The organism is Phosphitispora fastidiosa (assembly GCF_019008365.1).
Lineage (GTDB): Bacteria > Bacillota > Thermincolia > Thermincolales > UBA2595 > Phosphitispora > Phosphitispora fastidiosa.
The window spans coordinates 94,665-113,783 of the sequence record NZ_JAHHUL010000015.1 but is presented as its reverse complement, the minus strand read 5'-3'; the positions used below and the strand labels follow the sequence as shown (position 1 = coordinate 113,783).

The following is a 19,119-nucleotide window of genomic DNA, read 5'->3' as shown; positions in this document are numbered from 1 at the left end:
TTCAGTTTTCAAAGACCATCGGTTGTTCCTGCGGCATCTCTGCCGCGGAACTTTATCTTACCACACTTGACCCTCTCAAGTCAACTGGTAACCTCTGCTGTTTTTTCGAAGCTCTACGCGGCTCTCTCAAGCCCGGATTTACATCTTACCATGTCCACCCTCTCGAGTCAACTGGTAATCTCTGCTGTTTTTTCGAAGCTCTCCGTTGCTCTCTCAAGCCCGGATTTACATCTTACCATGTTCAACCCTCTCAGGTCAACTGGTAATCTCTGCAACTGTTAAAAAGCGCTCTGCGCGCTTTTGGAATTTCATTGTACCACAGACAAATAGAGTTTGTCAAGCCTGGCACAGCCGACGACGGTGTCAACTTTTTGCAGGACATTTCTATCAATAGACTTCTTAAAAACACCAAAAGGCGCATCCACAATATAATAGCCTTTATAACTGTTGGCTATTAATTTCTCAGTGCTCACATGCCGGCTGCTGCGACGTTTGACAAAGACTATTGCGGCTAACTTGTGAAAAACAAAAGACCCCTCCCTATCTACAATAGTAGGGACGGCCTTTTTGTGTGTTTTCATAATCAAGTAGTATATACAAGTATTATATACAAGTATTATATAATAAGAAGATTTAATCCCGTCGTTTCATCTGGGGGAACAACAGAACATCCCTGATTGATAAGGAATTTGTAAGCAGCATGATTAGCCGGTCTATCCCTATACCAAGGCCGCCGGCCGGGGGCATTCCATACTCCAAGGCGTTAATATAATCCTCATCCATGCGGTGTGCCTCATCATTACCCGATGCCCTCTGCTCAACCTGCTGCCTGAAACGCTGCTCCTGGTCAATAGGGTCATTTAGCTCCGAAAATGCATTTGCCATCTCACGGGCATAGATAAATAATTCAAACCGATCTGTATATCTGGGATCTTCTTTTTTCCTTTTTGCCAGAGGGGATATCTCAATTGGATAGTCTGTTATAAATGTAGGCTGAATTAACTTGGGTTCTACAAAAGCTTCAAAAACTTCATTAATAATGGTCCCTCTGCTTACGCCCTCTTCTATTTCCAGGCCCAGCTCCCGGGCAGCCTTAGCAGCCCTGGCATCATCCGGTGCCTGAAGAAAATCAAGACCTGTGTATTGTTTTATTGCATCAAGCATGGGAATCCTAGACCACGGTGGAGTCAAATCTATTTGCCGCCCCTCATATTCCACCATTGAGGTCCCCAAAACTTCTTTGGCTGCCGTGGCAATCAATTCTTCTGTCAGGTCCATCATATCATTATAGTCAGCATAGGCCTGATATAATTCGAGCATTGTAAACTCCGGGTTATGCTTTGTAGAAATACCCTCATTCCTAAAGTTACGGTTAATTTCATAAACACGCTCCAAACCGCCAACCAGCAGCCTCTTCAAATAAAGCTCCGGAGCAATTCTTAAGTACAGGTCCATATCAAGGGTATTGTGATGCGTAATAAAAGGTCTTGCAGCCGCCCCTCCGGGAATAGGGTGCATCATCGGAGTCTCAACTTCCAGAAACCCTTTGTTATCCAAATAATTTCTGATGGCCTTGATAATCCGGCTGCGCGTAATAAACACATCTTTGACCTCTGGATTTACGATTAAGTCAACATACCTCTGCCGGTATCTCAATTCAACATCTTTTAGGCCATGCCATTTTTCCGGCAGCGGGCGCAATGATTTTGAAAGCAGTGTTATTCGATCGGCCCATACGGATATTTCACCCTTCCGCGTTTTAAACACCTTTCCGGAGACACCGACGATATCACCAATATCAAAATGAGTAAACAGGTCATAAGTTTCCTCACCAACCTCATTTACCCGGACATATATCTGAATCTGTCCGGAAACATCCTGAATATGGGCAAATGTCGCCTTACCCATATTTCTTTTCGCCATTATCCGGCCTGCTACGACAACAGGAGTATCCTCCAGTACGTCAAAATGCTCCATGACCTCCGCAGCTTTGTGACTGGCTAAAAACTTTGCCCCAAAGGGATCTATTCCCTTTTCCCTGAGCTCGTCCAACTTTTTACGGCGAACCAGCAACATTTCATTTAAATCCAGTTCCTGAGTCATCTTTCTAACCTCCAAAAAAGCCCGGAATCCAACAATGGGTTCCGGACTTGACTTTTGTTACTTTTACTTTTGTTACTTTTTGATATTCATAATTTGATACTGAAGTTTCCCGGCCGGAACTGAAACCTCAACAATACTGCCATTTTTTTTGCCAAGTATGGCTTTCCCAACAGGTGATTCGTTGGAAATCTTGTTGTTTGCCGGATCGGCTTCAGCCGACCCAACAATAGTATAATCTATCTCGTCTCCAACTTCAAGGTCCTTGATAACCACGGTGGAACCAACTGAAACTACGTCTGTATGAATGTCCCCCTCATCAATTACCTTTGCATTACGGAGCATCTTTTCCAATGTCAGAATTCTGCCCTCGATCATGGCCTGTTCGTTTTTTGCATCTTCATACTCAGAGTTTTCACTTATATCGCCAAACCCGATGGCTTCTTTAATCCTCTCGGCAACCACTCTTCTCTTCACAGATTTATGATGTTCCAATTCTTCTTCCAGTTTTTTGAGGCCTTCAAGAGTAAGTATTACTTCTTTTTCACTCATTATCTCGCTCCCCTTTAAAATTTAGGCCGGGATCCCGGCCTTTCCCGGTAATGCAGTACACTGTCGATTTTGCGCCTAAAAGCACTAAAAGAGTGCCAAGTAACCACTTGACACTAACAGCATTACTGCAGAAAACTGATGTCTACAGCAAGCATTTCTCTTGGGAAATATTATAAAGAGATTACTCATCGTTGTCAAGGAAATCACACCAAAACTATCAGCAAAGTAAATAATCCGGTATACCTTCTATATGCAGCTATTCCCTAACCTAAACAACGGCGGCAGTTTCGCAGCAGTTATCCCGCGACTTCCGAGTAACCGGCCACCCTAAAACCATAACTTCTGGCCTTCACTTTCAAAGCATCAATTTTTCCCATAGTGGTTGAATCATCAACTGCCGTGCGGCTACGGTTTTTCTCCAGGGTCAGGATTAACGTTTCCGCCATCCATGGATATACCATTCCGGAAGGCAGTTGCTGTTCTGAGGCAAACCCGGGAACTCCGGGCACTTCCACAAGTCCCCCATCAATAATCTTGAGGTCATTTCCACACATAGCAATATCCTGCAGCGACCTTAGTATAATCAAATCCCGAATAGATATTCCTGCACCTTTAACAAAACACACAACCGCACCTTTTTTAAAGTCTTCTGACCTGATTTCGCTTCCTGACGAAGAAACATCTACAAAAACAATGTCAGCTAAATTCAAAGCCCGCTTAGCACTGGTGACTGTTTTAACAGGTAAGCCGGTATCGTAAAGAATATTATTGGTCATCTGATGAAGCTTTACTTTATTATCGCCTGTTAATATCAGATTTTTTACTTCCCGGGCCAGAATGGCTGCACAAACACTCCCGGTACGGCCAGTGGCTCCCAACACCGCAGCGGTCACCTGATCCATATCGTAACCCCTGGTAATAGCTGCCAGCTTCACCCCTTCAACTGCAGCCAAAATACTGTAGTTATGCCCGAACGTCAATTTGATTTCAGGGCGCTCTGCCATAATTATTTCTTTAGACCCCAGCGCAGCAGGAATACACCCTCCTAGCCCGATTACTTCAGCTCCCAGCTTTTGAGCTGCCCTTAAAGCTTTAAAAATTCTTTTTTGCACCAGTTTATCAGACGAACCTAGGATTTGCGTCTCTGTTAAGGGACATGTAACGCTCCAGCCCTTACAGTCAATCTCATCCAACCTAAGGGTAAGTTCCGGCGACTTAAATGGAGGGCTGCACTTGAGTATCTGTTTTAACAGAAAATCAGGGAAACACCTGGCAGCCGGGTAATTCATCTTCAACTCATTTGTATTAATAGGATGGTTAATAAAGGCAAACCTTTTCACCAAGGTATTCCCCCTAACCGGCCATCTCTTCTCTAAAATTAAGTACTCTGGGTCTGAACCCAACAGCTTCAAGCAGGCAGGAATAATCTTCAGGCACCATTATGTCAGGGTTTTTACCTGATAATGCAACCAGCACTCCTTCCATAACGTTTGTGCCAAAAGATCTTCCATTGAATTCCGGAGTTGTTGTGATCAATTGCCCGATTTCCCTATCTCTCAACAATTGTATGTCTCTTTGGGTTACAGTATTCGTAATAATACACTTGCCGGACAAATTTTCAGGCATATACCTTTTGATAAAATGAAAATCCCCGGCTATGATATCAGCCCGTTCATAGTAACTGCCATATTTGGGAGTCTGGTGCTCTTGTTTGCCACCCGTCGGATAAAGTAGTTTAAAAGGAAGTTTTACAATAATCGGTGCAACTATTTTTGCCACCATCTGCAGTGAAGTAATTGATGAAATACTAACAGGAAGCCCCAAAGCAAATATCAGGTCACCAAAAGTCATATCCGCCCCGGCTGCAGCAAGGCTTTCTGCCATGCCAAAGCGGTCAACTGCACATACCATTAACACCTTTTTGTTTGCGAATACCATTCCCAATTCGTTTTGTAAGTACGCTATTACCTTCCGCTCGAGGGTGTTTTTCAAACCACTGCCATCAACTATCGGCGACTTTCTTGCAGCAAGGGCAATCCTTTTAGCATCTCTGAATGTGTACCGTTTATCTCCGGCATAAATATACAGGTCAATTCCGCCAAGTCCGAAGGCATCAACCTGCCCATCATATTTTCGGATAAGTTCAATGGCTTTTTCAATATCACCATTTGTCCCTATCCGTTCTATAAGAAGCCTCTGCCCCATAATCTCGGTTTCTACTGCATGGTCCCGAACTGAAGACCCCAAACTGACACTCATAACCCGTTTCAAAACAAATAGCCTCCTTTTTTGCTGACACTCAGAGTTTTTTCTTCACAGCCTGCAATATTTTCAACAATTCTTCCGGGGCAACATATTTATCCTCTTTTATGGGTGACTCTCCAATTTCCAGACTCACTACTTCCTGATCGAAAATCGCCTCAATTGTCTCAATGCGCCGATTTGAACCAATTACTATAACCACATCAAACGACCGCGCTTCAGCAATCAAATCAAGGATTTTATTCAGAAGGTCTATCCCATCATCCTTTTTAACAAACTCCCATCGTTCATGTTCAGTCATGATTAAAGTAAATTCTATACCTTCCCTGTGCAACAGGTTTAAAATTTCATCTTTATTTTTAATGGGAAACCCAATAACCGCTATTCTGTTCCCTTTACGCACCTCACCAAGGGTCTCCAGTCTGGATATAAAGGTGCGGTCAATTCCCAATTGATCAGCAACTTTCTGCTGGGCAACTCCCGACCCTCGCAGCTCCAGGATTAGGTCAATTGCTTTGGATATCTTCCTGCGGCTTAAAATCTTGCCGCCAATTCTTAGTAGGTCCATACCTCTACTCCTTGTTGATACTATTTTAACCATTTTTCGGAAAATTTATGTGCACAAAACTGTGTACATGACGAAACCATTCTAACAAAATAATCCACCATATACAAGTAGGCTGAACTTATTCAAATAATAAGGCACCCCATAAGTTAATGGTAGATTCTTTTTTAGCATGAAAATCATAGGAGTGGCAGATATATTCCTCTATGACGGACCCCCGACAACTCAGCTTGTTACCGGCTCCCGCATGCGCGGATCGCCGACAAGCTGCTGTCAGACTCGTCGTTCCGGAACATATCTGCCACTCCCTTGATTGATGGTCAAAATAAAGAAACTGCCATTAACTTATGAAAAGCTGCTATCTCTATACTCCTGCAAAACCTCAATAAGCCCCTGAAGGGTCTCAGTGTCATTAACTGCCTGCCGGATTCTTGAAGAATCCTTCAGGCCCTTCAGATACCAGGCAATATGTTTTCTCATCTCACGCACAGCCGTGTACTCGCCCTTAAGCTCGACAACCATTCCCAGGTGCTTCAGGGCCATGTTTATCCTCTCCTCAAAATTGGGCTCAGGAAGGTCCTGCCCGGTCTCAAGGAAATGAACAGTACGGCGGAACAACCACGGATTGCCCATAGACCCTCTGCCAATCATGATGGCATCACACCCCGTTTGCCGCATCATCTCCGCGGCATCGCCCGGTCGGAAAACGTCGCCATTGCCCACCACTGGAATACTCACCGCCTGTTTTACCCTTTTGATAATATTCCAGTCGGCCTTTCCCGAATAAAACTGACCCCGGGTACGCCCATGTACGGTTACCGCAGAGGCCCCAACTGCCTCTGCCGCTTTTGCCAGCTCAACAGCATTCACCGATTCCTCATCCCAGCCCTTCCGCATCTTCACAGATACCGGAATATCCACAGCGTTGACAACTGCCCCGATAATCTTTTCCGCCAGAGGGAGATTATTCATTAAAGCACAGCCCTCATTGTTTCTGACAACCTTTGGGGCTGGACACCCCATATTTATATCAATAATACCTGCTCCGGCATCCTGTACAGCTTCCGCGGCAGCGACCATTCTTTCCGGGTCATTGCCAAATATCTGTACACTTGTTGGTCCCCGTTCACCCGTCAGGTCAAACATGGTTTTTGTTCTTTCACTGTCATATGCAAGTGCATTAACACTTATCATCTCAGTACAAATAAGTCCACAGCCGGCTTCTCCGGCAAGCAGCCGAAAAGCTTTATCAGAAATCCCTGACATGGGTGCAGATACTACCCGATTTGCAAGTTGCACTTTTCCCACCCTGATGTCTGTTCCCACAACTCCACATCCTAATCCCCTTTATTACGTTCATAAATAATCCTTAGCCCCTCCAGAGTCAAGTTGGAATTTATGGTATCAATCAAGCCTGATTCATTACTGATAAGTTCTGCAAGTCCTCCGGTAGCAACAACATAAGCTTTTCCGCCCATCTCTTTTTTCATGCGGCTGACAATTCCATCTGCCTGCCCTACAAAACCGTATATTATCCCGGACTGCATACTGCTTACGGTATTTTTCCCGATAACTGCTTTTGGCTTTAATAATTCAATTCTGGGCAGTTTGGCCGCTTTTGTATAAAGCGCTTCTGTAGAAATACTAATACCCGGAGCTATTGCACCACCAAGATAGGCGCCTTCGGCGGATATCGCATCAAAAGTGGTTGCAGTGCCAAAGTCAACCACAATCAAGGGCCCCCCATATAGTTCATAAGCTGCAATAGCATTAACTATCCGGTCAGCGCCCACCTCTTTAGGATTGTCATATCTTATGGGCATTGCAGTTTTGACACCAGGTCCCACTACCAAAGGCTTAATTCCAAAGTAATTTGCAGACATACTTTCAAGGGCTGACATAACCGTGGGCACTACGGAAGAAATAATCACTGCTTCCATGTCACTGCATTTAATACCTGAATACTCGAAAAACATCCTTATTTGTAACCCATATTCATCAGCGGTTTTGTCTTTGTTTGTCGAAATCCGCCAGTTTCTTACCAGTCTTTTTCCTTCAAACACACCCAACACAATATTAGTATTCCCAACATCAAGAACCATCAGCATGTGATGACACCTTCTTCCCTTTGTCAGTATTATTTGCACCCTGCCAAACATAATTATACTACAATCAAGAAAACTCCCGGAGGAGTTTTGGGAAGTAACTTTTTTATCTTTTCATCTTATGTCAAATGTTACCCCTTTAAAAATTAGTTCTTCCTGTTATTCTCCCTGAGAGCAATACCTACTTCAATTCCACCGAACTCTGTAATTAGTGGAATCTGAATCCTCTTTATGTTTATTGTTGAGATGATTACTCCACGGCCAGAGATAACTGTCGGAGGCGCCAGGGTAGACGAATATCCGGCTTTCTCCAGTTCGGAACTGGCAATACCGGTAATCACATTGCCCATCTCGGCAACAGCGCTTTCAACCATTTCGTTAAAGACAACTACCCGCTCATTTAACAAGGCAGACACAATATTCTTTGCTGTTCTTTCGGACATGCCATACATCACAATTCCCTGAACAGCTCCAATCACTCCAATCAAAACAGTTACATCCTGGCAAGTATGGGAAGAAGCCTCGATAGTCAGTTGCCCTTTCTCAACCGGAACCGAACGTCCGGTTTCTGTTTCTAACACTTTGATGGTGGCAGTAACGAAAGGGCTGACAAACTCTACCTTCAAACTCCTTCACTCCTCTCCATTAGGTGAAAGTTTCGACAAAATTACTGTTTTCCCTTCTTTGAGATTCAAAGTTATGCCAATTTTTTTCAATGCTGTAGCAATTAATTAACACCGTGAATTGTGAATCCCGCAAACTGTTAAAACCCCCACTACAACCATTCGGGGTTTCCGTTTTTAACCTGTCCCGGCGTTTCAAATTCACTATTTCCCATAAAGGTCACAAAAAATGCACTTCAGACGTTTAACAGTTGCAATCTGACTACTTTATTGAGTATAATTAGAGATATATCATTAATTAATAAACATTCCTGCAAATTAAGCCGTCTTTCCTTGTTTAGCCGAGTCTTATATGACTCAGAGGATATTTTTCCAAAAATCATTATAGCTGTTTTTACGCAAACTATTTACAGGCAGGGGGGAAAGAATATGAAATCTTATGCTGAGTTAGCGCGGCATGACGGTAATGAAACCTTATTTGAGGTTGTTGAGATGGGAATTATTTCAATGCTCTGGAATATCCCGCTTCATATTCATGCTGAGGGTTTAAGGGGTACCGGAAAAACAACAATCATGAGAGCTGCACACCAGATTATGCCTCCTATCGTCCGTGTCAAGGACTGCCTGTACAATTGTGATCCCGAAGCTCCACACTGTCCCAACCACAGGCATCTGTCAGCGGAAGAAATTGCATCACTGGGGACCGAAACCGTACCGCGGCCGTTTCTGGAGATATCTCATTCAGCCAAAATTGGCACAATCGCAGGGAGTATTGACCTGCAAAAAATAACCAACTCTTCAAACCCCGAAGCAGCGCTGCTGCCGGGAATAATTCCTCAGGCACACAGAGGAGTTATCTTTATAGATGAAATTAACCGTTTGGCTGATACCTCCCCTGAGATCACCGATATCCTGCTTGATGCCATGGGAACCAAACCAGGCCGGGTTCAAATTGAAGAAACAGGGCTGCCGCTTGTTGAACTTCCTGTTCAAGTGTCGGTATGGGCCGCCTCAAACCCTGATGAAGAGCCAGGCCCCCTCCAGGAAATCAGGCGCCAGCTGTCTGACAGGTTTGACCTGGTCATTGAAATGGGCCGCACCACCAGCCCTGATGCCATTGCAGATATCCTGATTCAAAGCGAATTAAGGAGACTGGGTAAAAAAGATCTCCTGCAAAAAGGTATCGATAATTCTTCCCGTCTTCGCAAAGAACTGGAAACCATGGCTAGAAAATTTGAGTCACTGACTATGCCGGACTTTTTACGGAACTATATTGCCCGGCTCTATGTCAAGTATAATCTGGAGAGTTTTCGGGCGATTGAAGCCATCCAGCATGCCGCTCTCCTGCACTGTGCCCTGAGGGGGCGTCAGCAGCCTCTGGTGAGCGATATCCTGAAAGTAATTCCTCTTGCCCTGAAACATCGTGTCGAAACAGAAACCCTGACCAAGATAATGAACTCCTCAGATTCCACCAAGCCCAGCACCAGTGATAATACTCCCTCACCAAGTCTTGGTTCACAGCAAAAAAAAAAGAAACCAGAGACTTTTTCTTCAGAGTATGAACCGGCAGTCAATGACGGCATAATGAGCAGCGACAGTGATCACGACAGCGCCGGCAAAGAAGGAAAATCAATTTTTCAGCCTCTCAAACAATTATTCTCCGGTAAGCAAAGCAAAGCAGATTCCGGGGAATCGGATAATGATCCGATAAAGGCATCTCCGCTAAACAAAGCTAAAAGGCTGCCAGATCTGAACCTTGATGAACTGGTGAAATCAGAGGGTGATTTTAAATAACCAAACCGGGCCGGGATAATCCCGGCCCCTGTTATATCTTTTTTCCCGAAAAGTAAGCTTTGAAAATGACCGTTGGCGAATATGGTGAGCTGTTGTAACGATTTTCCGCACTGCTGCCTATGAGTCTAAGCTGCCACCCCTGGCAACAAGGCAGCGTCCCCGAACTCGATGGCTCAGTGGGTTTTTCTAATAAGATGACCGCCTCTCGTTTTGGCGAGCCAAAACTTCCCGGCGGCCTTCGCCATCTTCGGACATGCGGGGACTTCCCTGCCTTGTTGCCGGTGATTTACAGCAAGACTCATAACGGCGCCAGTGTAAATTCCTTGAGAATAAAGAATTATTCCTGAGACGTTGAAAGGAGGTCAGTCTATGGATACTTCAGAAAGACACCAGAGAATGACTCTGGAAAATTATCTGGGTGCATATTTCCAAAAAAACCAGGGTGTCAGGCTGGGTGAAACAACGGTTATCAGCCACAAAGTTCACGGCAATGACCCCAAGTCTCCCGGTGAAATCCGTATATATACAAATACAGATGCTGGACAGTATTACCTGAAGAACCCTGAAGGTGACATAGTGCTTCACATGGATGTATTCCATGAACCGGCCTGTCTAGACCCGGTTTATGTAGCCCGGCGGGTCTGGCAGGGCATTGATAAATACTTTGTGCAACTCCGCAACGAAAACCGTTCCCTTTTTACGCAGGAGAAAACGAAAGAACTGTCGAAAATGATGGTACAGAACATTGTTATTCGAACCTCCGGCGGCTCAGGAACCGTCTCGGAACTGTCCAACCGTAAACTGGAGCAGCACGATAAGACAGGTAAACCTGAAACCCATGTGCACCTTCTTCTTTCCATTGCTCCCAAGTACTATGACAGCATTGTTTTTATCGCCGATGCCGTAGAACAGGCAATACTTAAGCACGGATTTGAAATCAGGCGTGTCGAAAGGATACTCCATTGTGAAAAAGACTCCGAACCCAGCCCAGGCTTTGGAATAGGATTTGGTCTGCCGGGTTTTAATATACCCGAAGCGCTGAAACACCGCCGCCACCAGAACCGTTTGCAGATTATCATGAACCTGGCGAGCGCTTTCGGGAGTATCGAGGATGCTGCCAGGTTCCTTGAATCCCTTACCACAACAGGTAATATATTTTTGGGCTCATTTGCCAAAAAGCATACTGACGGCGGGTTGAAACAAACCCTTCTAGACCTGTCCAATGTCAACATTGTGCAAAAGAAAAGGTTTGCCTTTGTCCTAACCGAAGAAGGTCAAGAACTGAGGAGTTTTATCAGGGGACATCAGAAGGAACTTGAAGCCCAGGTCAGAAAGTCTATCCGCCGTTACCAGATAGTCCGCCACAATTACCGTACATATCGCAATTCCGAGTTAAAATCACGCAAAAGTCACCTAACCGACCATAAAAAAGTGCTCAATTCTACAGACCATTCGTGGCTGACTGATATAGCTATCGCGGAAACCGTTGTCAGCGCATCTGCGCGGAGCTTTTTGGAAGGCCGGCCGCGAATGACGGTTACGAAAAAGGACTTCAAGATTTTTGGCAAAAAATCCTTTGCCCCTATTGACACTTGTATTTCGATTGACTGCAGTGGAAGCATGGTCGGAGAGAAAATCAAGGCAGTTTCTTACCTGGCCGAACACTTTCTGCTGACTTCCAAAGAAAAGGTCGGCGTGCTTTCTTTTCAGGAAATGAACGCTAAAGTAGTTGTACCTTTTACCAAAAGCTATCAAAAACTTCAGGACGGCCTGCGGTCAATTCAGCCCGAAGGACTGACTCCGCTTGCCAAGGGAATTGTTGAGAGTATTAAGCTGATAAAGATGAAACGGGCTCGCAATCCACTGTTGGTACTTATCACCGATGGCATTCCAAATTTCCCTCTGTGGACCATGGATGCCCAGGATGATGCCTTAAAGGCAGCCAAAATGATTGCCGAGAATAAAATAAGGTTTGTCTGCATTGGGGTTATTCCCAACGAGACTTTTATGAAACAATTGGCTGCAGCAGGCAGAGGAAATCTTTACATTGTTGACGAACTCAATAAAAACAGCCTCTTGGATGTTCTCACCAGGGAATGGGAACAATATAAATATCGAAAATAAATACAATTACCAGTTAGCCGTACTCCCCTGCAAAGGAGGGCATGAACCTTGGAAAGTTCCGAAAGGCACAAGCGACTGACCCTGGAAAACTACCTTACTGCTTATTTCATTGAAAATCAGGGTGTGCGCCTGGGAGAAACAACTGTTCTCAGCCAAAACGTTCACGGTAATGACCCCAAAACACCCGGTAAAATTATGATTTACACAGACCAGGATGCAGGCACCTTCTACCTAAAAAATCAGGAAAGTGACCTCACCCTGCACATGGATGTGTTCCATGAACCCGCCTCTCTGGACCCCATATATGTTGCCCGAAGGATATGGCAGGGTGTTGACACTTATTTCACCCAGTTAAAGGAACACGAAAACAGGCTGGCTTATTCTGATGATAAAATAAAAGATCTGTCAAGAGAGCTTGTAAAAAACATAACTCTAAGAACCTCGGGAGGAAAAGGAACTGTGTTTGCTCTGGCCAAGCGTGAAGTTAAACTGATTCCCGAAAAGGCCAGGAAGCCCGAAACACACGTTCACCTCCTTTTCTCTGTGAATCCGGCACACTATGACAGTGTACTATTTATTGCCGATGCCATAGAACAGGCAATAATGAGCCAGGGCTTTGAAATCAGACGTGTGGAAAAGATAGTGCACTGTGAAAAAGATATAGAGACCAAGCCTGGAATCGGGATAGGTTTCGGCCTTCCCGGGTTCAGATCACCGGAAGCTCAGGAGTACCGGGCTCACCAAAACCGGATGCAGATAATTATGAATCTCGCCAGCGCTTTTGGGAGTATAGAAGACGCCTCCCGCTTCCTGGAGTCACTCACAACAGCAGGGAATGTGTTCCTTGGTTCCTTTGCCAAGAAACATACCGATGGTGACCTGAAACAGACCCTGCTGGACCTTTCCAATGCGAATATCGTGAAGAAGACCCGGTTTGCCTTTGTCCTCACTGAAGAGGGCAAGGGACTGAAGGATTTTATCCAGCAGCACCAGAAAGAACTGGAGGCCCAGGTGCGCAAATCTATCCGCAGGCACCAATTCGTCAAGCATAATTACCGAACCTTCAGGAATACCGATTTGAAGTCCAAAAAAAGCCGGCTTACCGACCATAAGAAAATAGCAGATTGGCGAGGCCAAAGCGATATTGCCATCCCCGAAACGGTAGTTCGAGCTGCCGCCCGCAGCTTTCTGGAAGGTCAGCCCCGGTTATCCATCAAGAAAAAAGATATCAAGGTATTTGGCAAAAAATCCTTTGCGCCCATCGACACCTGCCTGGCGATAGACTGCAGCGGCAGTATGGTTGGTGAGAAAATCAGGGCAGTCTCCTATCTGGCCGAACATTTCCTCCTTACTTCCAAGGAAAAGGTCAGTGTTATTGCCTTCCAGGAAATGAATGCCAGAATTGTGGTTCCTTTTACGAAAAACTATCAGAAACTCCAGGACGGTCTGAGATCTATTCAGCCGGAAGGCCTGACTCCCCTGGCCAAAGGAATCATTGAGAGCATTGATCACATTAAAGCAAAAAGAGCCCGCAACCCTTTACTTATCCTGATAACTGATGGGATTCCCAACTTCCCGTTATGGACCACTGATGCCCAGAAAGATGCCCTGAAGGCTGCTGAAATAATCGCAGAAAACAAAATCAGGTTCGTCTGCATCGGTGTCATCCCAAATGAGGAGTATATGAAAAAACTCGCAGCTAACGGCAGGGGCAACCTATATATTGTTGATGAGCTTAATAAAGACAGCCTTGTAGATGTAGTCACCCAGGAATGGGAACAATATAAATTCAGCAAATAACCTTCTAACAGGCCACTCCGATTATTTTCCGGTGTTCAAAAGGAGGAAGAGCCATGGAACGCACCGAGAGACATCAGCGAATGACCCTGGAACACTACCTGACAGCATATTTCAAGCAGAATCAGGGGGTACGCCTTGGAGAAACTACTGTGATCAGTCATAAAGTGCATGGTAATGACCCCCAAACTCCCGGAGAGATCCATATTTATTCCGACCAGGATGCGGGCAGGCATTATTTAAATAATTCTTCAGATAACCTATTGCTTCATATGGATGTTTTCCATGAACCGGCTGTGCTCAACCCAGTACATATTGCCCGCCGGGTATGGCAGGGACTGGAAACTTACCTTACCAAGCTTTTTGAAGAAGAGTCCGCGGACCTGTCCAGGGATGAAATCACCGAACTGACCAAAAAGTTAACTAAAAGTATTATTTTGAGCACATCCGGAGGTTCCGGAAATATCTTTGAACTTTCCAGCCTTAAAGTAAAACTTATTCCGGAAAAGAAGCAAAAACCCCAGACCCATGTCCATATTTTAATATCAATGGAGTCAGGTCATTATGACTCTATTTTATTTATTGCTGACGGAGTAGAGCAGGCTATACTCAACCAGGGGTTTGAAATCAGGCGTGTGGAAAAGATCGTGCACCGCAAGAAAGATATTGAAATAGAGACTACACCCGGAATTGGCCTGGGCCTTCCGGGCTTCAAATCTGCAGAGGCACAAAAGTACCGGGCACACCAGAACAGGCTGCAAATTATCATGAATCTGGCAAGCGCTTTTGGAAGTATTGAAGATGCCGGAAGGTTTCTGGATACACTTTCGGCTGCCGGGAACATTTTTTTGGGTGCTTTTGCCAAGAAACACGGTGACGGCGACCTTAAACAGACCCTGTTGGACTTAACCAATGCAGGAATGGTGAAAAAAAGCGCCTTTGCTTTCGTCCTTACCGAAGAGGGCAAAGGAATTCGGGATTTTATCAGAGAGCACCAGAAGGAACTTGAAGCCCAGGTCCGCAAATCTATCCGCAGACACCAGATAGTCAGGCATAATTACCGAACTTATAGGCATTCAGAACTTAAATCACGAAAAAGTCACCTGACCGACCACAAAAAGGTATCTTCATGGGCAGGTCACAGTGATATCGCAATTCCGGAAACGGTAGTTGCCGCTTCAGCTCGCAGTTTTTTAGAAGGCCAGCCCCGGATGACAGTTAAAAAAAAGGACCTCCGGGTCTTCGGGAAAAAATCTTTTGCCCCTATTGACACTTGTATTGCCATCGACTGCAGCGGCAGTATGGTCGGCGAGAAGATTATGGCTGTCTCTTACCTGGCAGAACACTTTCTCCTGACCTCAAAAGAAAAAGTAAGTGTGGTCTCTTTTCAGGAAATGAGCGCCAGAATAGTTGTCCCCTTTACCAAGAATCACCAAAAGCTTCAGGATGGGCTTCGTACTTTACAACCGCAGGGGCTGACACCACTGGCGAAAGGTATTGTCACAAGTATTGAACTGATAACGCGAAAAAGGGCCCGCAACCCACTGCTGGTCCTGATAACAGACGGTATCCCCAACTTTCCGCTGTGGACCACTGATGCCCAAAAGGATGCCTTAAGGGCCGCAAAGCTTATCTCAGAAAATAAAATAAGACTGGTTTGCATCGGTGTTATTCCCAATGAGGATTATATGAAGGAGCTGGCTGCCACAGGTCAGGGCAATCTCTACATTGTTGACGAGCTTGACAAAAACAGCCTCGTAGATGTGGTCACCCAGGAATGGGAGCAGTATAAGTACAATTGAAATTATTTTCCCTTTATTGGATTAAAATATATAATATAAGCATATATTTAATAATGCCGTTTTTATTTGGATTCTCTACTGAAGGGACTGGATTACTTTGAGTATGGATTTGCTAAACCCGTCAACAGGCAGGTTGTTAAAAAGCTTTAAGCTGGATATCGAATATGTAAAAGGTCAGGGCCAATACCTTTATGACCGGGAGGACAATTCATATCTGGACTTTATTGCACAGTATGGCGCAGTACCGTTCGGGTACAATCACCCGGAAATAGCGTCTGCAGTGCAGGATTTTTTGGGTTCAGACCTTCCCGCAATGGTCCAGCCGTCTGTGCCTGTTAAGGCCGCAGAACTGGCAGAAAGGCTGATTAAACTTGCTCCGGGTGAAATGGCCCAGGCCACCTTCTGTCAAAGCGGCGCCGAAGCTGTGGAAACTGCTATCAAGCTGGCGCGCTCCACAACGGGGAAAAAAACAATTCTGTCTGCAGATAACAGCTTTCATGGAAAAACTATGGGAGCTCTGTCAGCTACGGGGAGACCCGTATATCAGGAACCCTTCTTTGCACCTGTACCGGGATTTGAAACCATCCCCTTTAACGACACCAAAGCCTTGGAAACAAAGCTGAAAAACCAGGGCAGTGAAATTGCAGCCTTTATTGTCGAACCTATTCAGGGTGAGGGTGGTATTATAATCCCCTCTGAAGGCTACCTCAAATGCGCAGAACATATCTGCCGCGAGTACGGTGTCCTGTTGGTTGTTGATGAGGTCCAGACCGGCTTGGGCAGATCAGGTAGCCTTTTTGCCTGTGAACTGGCTGGAGTCAGCCCTGACATTCTGCTCTTATCCAAGGCTCTTGGCGGCGGTCTGGTTCCCCTGGGTGTCTGCCTCAGTTCAAAACACGCCTGGAACGACGGATTCGGCAAACTGCACAGTTCCACATTTGCCAATAATAATTTCACCTGTTCTGTTGGCATCAAAGTTATTGACCTCCTGACAGCAAATGACCGGTCACTGGTCAAATCTGCTGCCTTGATGGGTTCATATCTTGTGGACGGTCTTAAAAAAATAGACTCCAAGTATCCCGGTGTAATCAAAGAAATTCGGGGGCAGGGCCTCATGGTCGGTGTAGAATTCAACGGCTTTGACGGTTCGGAGTCTTTTAGCATTCGATATTTAGCCCAGCAGAACGGTTTTTCAGCGCTGCTGGCAGGTTACCTGCTGCATGTTCATAAGGTACGGTGTGCCCCGTTTCTGAATAATTCTATGACTCTTAGGCTGCAGCCGGCCCTAACAGTCAGCAGAGAACAAATCGGACAAGCTCTCAGAGCTCTGGAAGACGTAGTTAATGTACTTTATTACCAGGATTACAGTGAACTGTACAGCTACCTCCTGGGCCGGAAAAGTGATGGTACGGTTACCGATTTCAGAAAATACCGGAAGCCGGTCAAAGCTTCAGCCCTGCTGCCGGGAGAAAAGCCCTCTGAAAAATTTGCTTTTCTGATTCATTACCCAGCAGTTGCGGACATGGTTAAAAACAACCCCTCCTTTATGAAGCTGGACGAAACAGAACTGGAAAAACTGCTGGATTGGGAGGCTTCTCTGGAAGCCACTCCGGATGTTATTGTACACCTTCCGGCCTTCAAATCAAAAGCCGGTAAAATTGCTGAAGGCTGGTTAATCGGCGTGCCTTACAGCGGAAAACACCTCCTGGATATGTCCAGAAAAAAAGCCGTATCGACTCTGGTTGAAGCCGTGGATTTGGCCAAGAGCCTGGGAGCAAAAATAGTAGGCCTCGGGGCATATACATCAATTGTCAGCCGGGGCGGCACCGACCTCCAGGGCAGGGGTGTCGCCATTACCTCAGGTAACAGCTTTACCGTGGCCACAGCTTTTGATGCCCTGATTAAGGGCGCTTCCATGATGGACATTAAACCGGAAAAGGCCGCCGGAGCAGTAATCGGGGCCACCGGTTCTATAGGCCGGGTCTGTGCCATTATGCTGGCACGAGAAGCAGGGCAGCTTTACCTGGTGGGTAACCCGGGTAAAGAGAAAACCAGCCTGCGCAGGCTGGAAAAGCTCGCTAATGAAATATATGGATATGTAATCACCGATTTAGTAAAAGACAATACCTCACTTGACCAACAGAAAGGAATTGCCAAATGGCTGAAAGGGTTTATCAGCTGCCTAAACAGTTCAGACCCCCGGCAGGTGGAAAACCTTAGAAACGCCGTCAAAGGGGATTTACCTTTTTCATTTTATGAATTTATAAATAATAACTTAGCCCGGTCCGGCAAATTCAGCAGCCCGCCAATTAAGACTACTGTGAATATCAGGCAGGCGCTGCTGCAATCAGACCTGGTAATTACGGCCTCAAGTTCGACATCTGACCTGATTATGCCGGAATACCTAAAACAGGGTTGTGTCATCTGTGATGTCGCCCGCCCGGCAGATGTGTCCCAGTCTGTGCTCAGCAGCCGCAAGGATGTCCTGGTCATTGAAGGCGGCCTGGTTAAATACCCCGACAAAATCTGCTTTGGGCAGAATATCGGCTATGACCCCGGAATGAATCTGGCCTGCCTGTCAGAAACAATGCTCCTGGCCTTGGAGGGTGACTATCGTGACTTCAGTATCGGTCTAAAGCTGCCGGTCGAAGACATATACTACCTTAAGAGCCTGGCGCGGACACATGGTTTCGAACTGGCCATACCGCAAAATAAAAAGGGTGCGATAACTACGGAAATAGCTGAAGCTGCCAGGAAAAACGCGCGCTGTATAGATGTACGGAGAAAAGCCTAACCCAATGTCCGTATTTTTACCTGCCTGGCAATAGGAACTGCTATTACAGATACAACAACTGCTTTAATCAGGTCTGACAAGATAAAGGGCACAAAAACATACTGGATTACTGTCCATGCAGTCATGGCTTTGCCCAGATAAAAGTTCATCAGTATATAGAAATACGGAATGCCGACCAGATATAGGACTCCTATTCCGGCAAATGATGCTATGATGTAACTCCACATGGTATTTTTGCCTATCCTTTCGCTTACTTTTCCGGTAACATAGGCAGCGCCGACAAAACCAAACAGGAATCCGGCAGTTGGTTTGACCAGGTAAGTCACCCCCCCATAGGGAGCAGTTGCGAAAACCGGTATTCCCAAAAAGCCGATAACCAGATAAACCATCATACTCAAAGCCCCCAGCCTTCCTCCCAGAAGGACTCCTGCCAGCATGGTGACAAAAGGCAGGATGCTGAACGGCACCACAACATCCCCACCAAACCTCAGAATCAGGCCCCCCGCACAGGCCAGGGCTGCAAACATAGACACAAGAGCCATCTCTTTAACAGAAATTTTCATAATTAATGCTCCTTTTGTTAACCTGTTTTTTTTATCGG

General features: G+C 45.7%; 15 protein-coding genes. 5 read left to right on the top strand and 10 right to left on the bottom strand.

What is annotated here, in order from left to right:
* Positions 1-308: 308 nt before the first annotated feature.
* From Ga0451573_RS13770 to Ga0451573_RS13730, 9 genes are all read right to left on the bottom strand, one after another.
* A complete protein-coding gene (locus Ga0451573_RS13770) occupies positions 309-473 on the bottom strand; it encodes a hypothetical protein (RefSeq protein WP_231684706.1) in 165 nt (54 codons plus the stop codon).
* A 160-nt stretch (positions 474-633) separates the two neighbouring features.
* The gene (lysS, locus tag Ga0451573_RS13765) at positions 634-2,103 is read right to left on the bottom strand and encodes a lysine--tRNA ligase (protein WP_231684705.1); all 1,470 of its coding nucleotides are present in this window, start codon (positions 2,101-2,103) and stop codon (positions 634-636) included.
* Between the two features lie 72 nt (positions 2,104-2,175).
* Positions 2,176-2,652: a transcription elongation factor GreA gene (gene greA, locus Ga0451573_RS13760; protein ID WP_269438278.1), complete on the bottom strand. Its 477-nt coding sequence runs from the start codon at positions 2,650-2,652 to the stop codon at positions 2,176-2,178.
* 296 nt (positions 2,653-2,948) lie between these two features.
* Positions 2,949-3,992, bottom strand: a complete 1,044-nt coding sequence (locus tag Ga0451573_RS13755) for a hypothetical protein (RefSeq protein ID WP_231684704.1) — start codon at positions 3,990-3,992, stop codon at positions 2,949-2,951.
* Positions 3,993-4,005: 13 nt separating this feature from the next.
* Positions 4,006-4,923: a DUF8754 domain-containing protein gene (locus tag Ga0451573_RS13750; RefSeq protein ID WP_231684703.1), complete on the bottom strand. Its 918-nt coding sequence runs from the start codon at positions 4,921-4,923 to the stop codon at positions 4,006-4,008.
* 28 nt (positions 4,924-4,951) lie between these two features.
* On the bottom strand, positions 4,952-5,482 hold the full coding sequence (locus tag Ga0451573_RS13745) for a transcriptional regulator (protein ID WP_231684702.1): 531 nt from the start codon (positions 5,480-5,482) through the stop codon (positions 4,952-4,954).
* Between the two features lie 342 nt (positions 5,483-5,824).
* Positions 5,825-6,805, bottom strand: coding sequence for a tRNA dihydrouridine synthase DusB (gene dusB, locus Ga0451573_RS13740; protein ID WP_231684701.1), 981 nt, complete (start codon positions 6,803-6,805; stop codon positions 5,825-5,827).
* Between the two features lie 11 nt (positions 6,806-6,816).
* Positions 6,817-7,587: a type III pantothenate kinase gene (locus tag Ga0451573_RS13735; RefSeq protein ID WP_231684700.1), complete on the bottom strand. Its 771-nt coding sequence runs from the start codon at positions 7,585-7,587 to the stop codon at positions 6,817-6,819.
* Positions 7,588-7,730: 143 nt separating this feature from the next.
* Positions 7,731-8,210 carry a chemotaxis protein CheX gene (locus Ga0451573_RS13730; protein ID WP_231684699.1) on the bottom strand — a complete coding sequence of 160 codons (480 nt, stop codon included), beginning with the start codon at positions 8,208-8,210 and terminating at the stop codon, positions 7,731-7,733.
* 426 nt (positions 8,211-8,636) lie between these two features.
* On the opposite strand from Ga0451573_RS13730, the gene Ga0451573_RS13725 reads away from it, so the two are divergent.
* The 5 genes from Ga0451573_RS13725 (at position 8,637) to Ga0451573_RS13705 (ending at position 18,518) form a co-directional block, all read left to right on the top strand.
* The gene (locus Ga0451573_RS13725) at positions 8,637-10,001 is read left to right on the top strand and encodes a magnesium chelatase ATPase subunit I (protein ID WP_231684698.1); all 1,365 of its coding nucleotides are present in this window, start codon (positions 8,637-8,639) and stop codon (positions 9,999-10,001) included.
* A gap of 369 nt (positions 10,002-10,370) precedes the next feature.
* Positions 10,371-12,125, top strand: coding sequence for a vWA domain-containing protein (locus Ga0451573_RS13720; RefSeq protein WP_231684697.1), 1,755 nt, complete (start codon positions 10,371-10,373; stop codon positions 12,123-12,125).
* Between the two features lie 48 nt (positions 12,126-12,173).
* Positions 12,174-13,925 (top strand): vWA domain-containing protein, encoded by a 1,752-nt coding sequence (locus tag Ga0451573_RS13715; RefSeq protein WP_231684696.1) that lies wholly within the window; start codon positions 12,174-12,176, stop codon positions 13,923-13,925.
* Positions 13,926-13,978: 53 nt separating this feature from the next.
* A complete protein-coding gene (locus tag Ga0451573_RS13710; RefSeq protein ID WP_231684695.1) occupies positions 13,979-15,724 on the top strand; it encodes a vWA domain-containing protein in 1,746 nt (581 codons plus the stop codon).
* A 103-nt stretch (positions 15,725-15,827) separates the two neighbouring features.
* The gene (locus tag Ga0451573_RS13705; protein WP_231684694.1) at positions 15,828-18,518 is read left to right on the top strand and encodes an aminotransferase class III-fold pyridoxal phosphate-dependent enzyme; all 2,691 of its coding nucleotides are present in this window, start codon (positions 15,828-15,830) and stop codon (positions 18,516-18,518) included.
* Here Ga0451573_RS13705 and Ga0451573_RS13700 read toward each other — a convergent pair.
* Positions 18,515-19,081, bottom strand: coding sequence for a biotin transporter BioY (locus Ga0451573_RS13700; RefSeq protein ID WP_231684693.1), 567 nt, complete (start codon positions 19,079-19,081; stop codon positions 18,515-18,517). The two genes, Ga0451573_RS13705 and Ga0451573_RS13700, sit on opposite strands and share 4 nt — an antisense overlap.
* Positions 19,082-19,119: the final 38 nt, after the last annotated feature.

What these genes read in the sequence shown, in the direction of transcription:
- Ga0451573_RS13720 (WP_231684697.1), top strand. Translation starts at nt 10,371, where the DNA reads ATGGATACTTCAGAAAGACACCAGAGAATGACTCTGGAAAATTATCTG.
- greA (WP_269438278.1), bottom strand. Translation starts at nt 2,652, where the DNA reads ATGAGTGAAAAAGAAGTAATACTTACTCTTGAAGGCCTCAAAAAACTG.
- lysS (WP_231684705.1), bottom strand. Translation starts at nt 2,103, where the DNA reads ATGACTCAGGAACTGGATTTAAATGAAATGTTGCTGGTTCGCCGTAAA.
- Ga0451573_RS13700 (WP_231684693.1), bottom strand. Translation starts at nt 19,081, where the DNA reads ATGAAAATTTCTGTTAAAGAGATGGCTCTTGTGTCTATGTTTGCAGCC.
- Ga0451573_RS13710 (WP_231684695.1), top strand. Translation starts at nt 13,979, where the DNA reads ATGGAACGCACCGAGAGACATCAGCGAATGACCCTGGAACACTACCTG.
- Ga0451573_RS13745 (WP_231684702.1), bottom strand. Translation starts at nt 5,482, where the DNA reads ATGGACCTACTAAGAATTGGCGGCAAGATTTTAAGCCGCAGGAAGATA.
- Ga0451573_RS13725 (WP_231684698.1), top strand. Translation starts at nt 8,637, where the DNA reads ATGAAATCTTATGCTGAGTTAGCGCGGCATGACGGTAATGAAACCTTA.
- Ga0451573_RS13705 (WP_231684694.1), top strand. Translation starts at nt 15,828, where the DNA reads ATGGATTTGCTAAACCCGTCAACAGGCAGGTTGTTAAAAAGCTTTAAG.
- Ga0451573_RS13735 (WP_231684700.1), bottom strand. Translation starts at nt 7,587, where the DNA reads ATGCTGATGGTTCTTGATGTTGGGAATACTAATATTGTGTTGGGTGTG.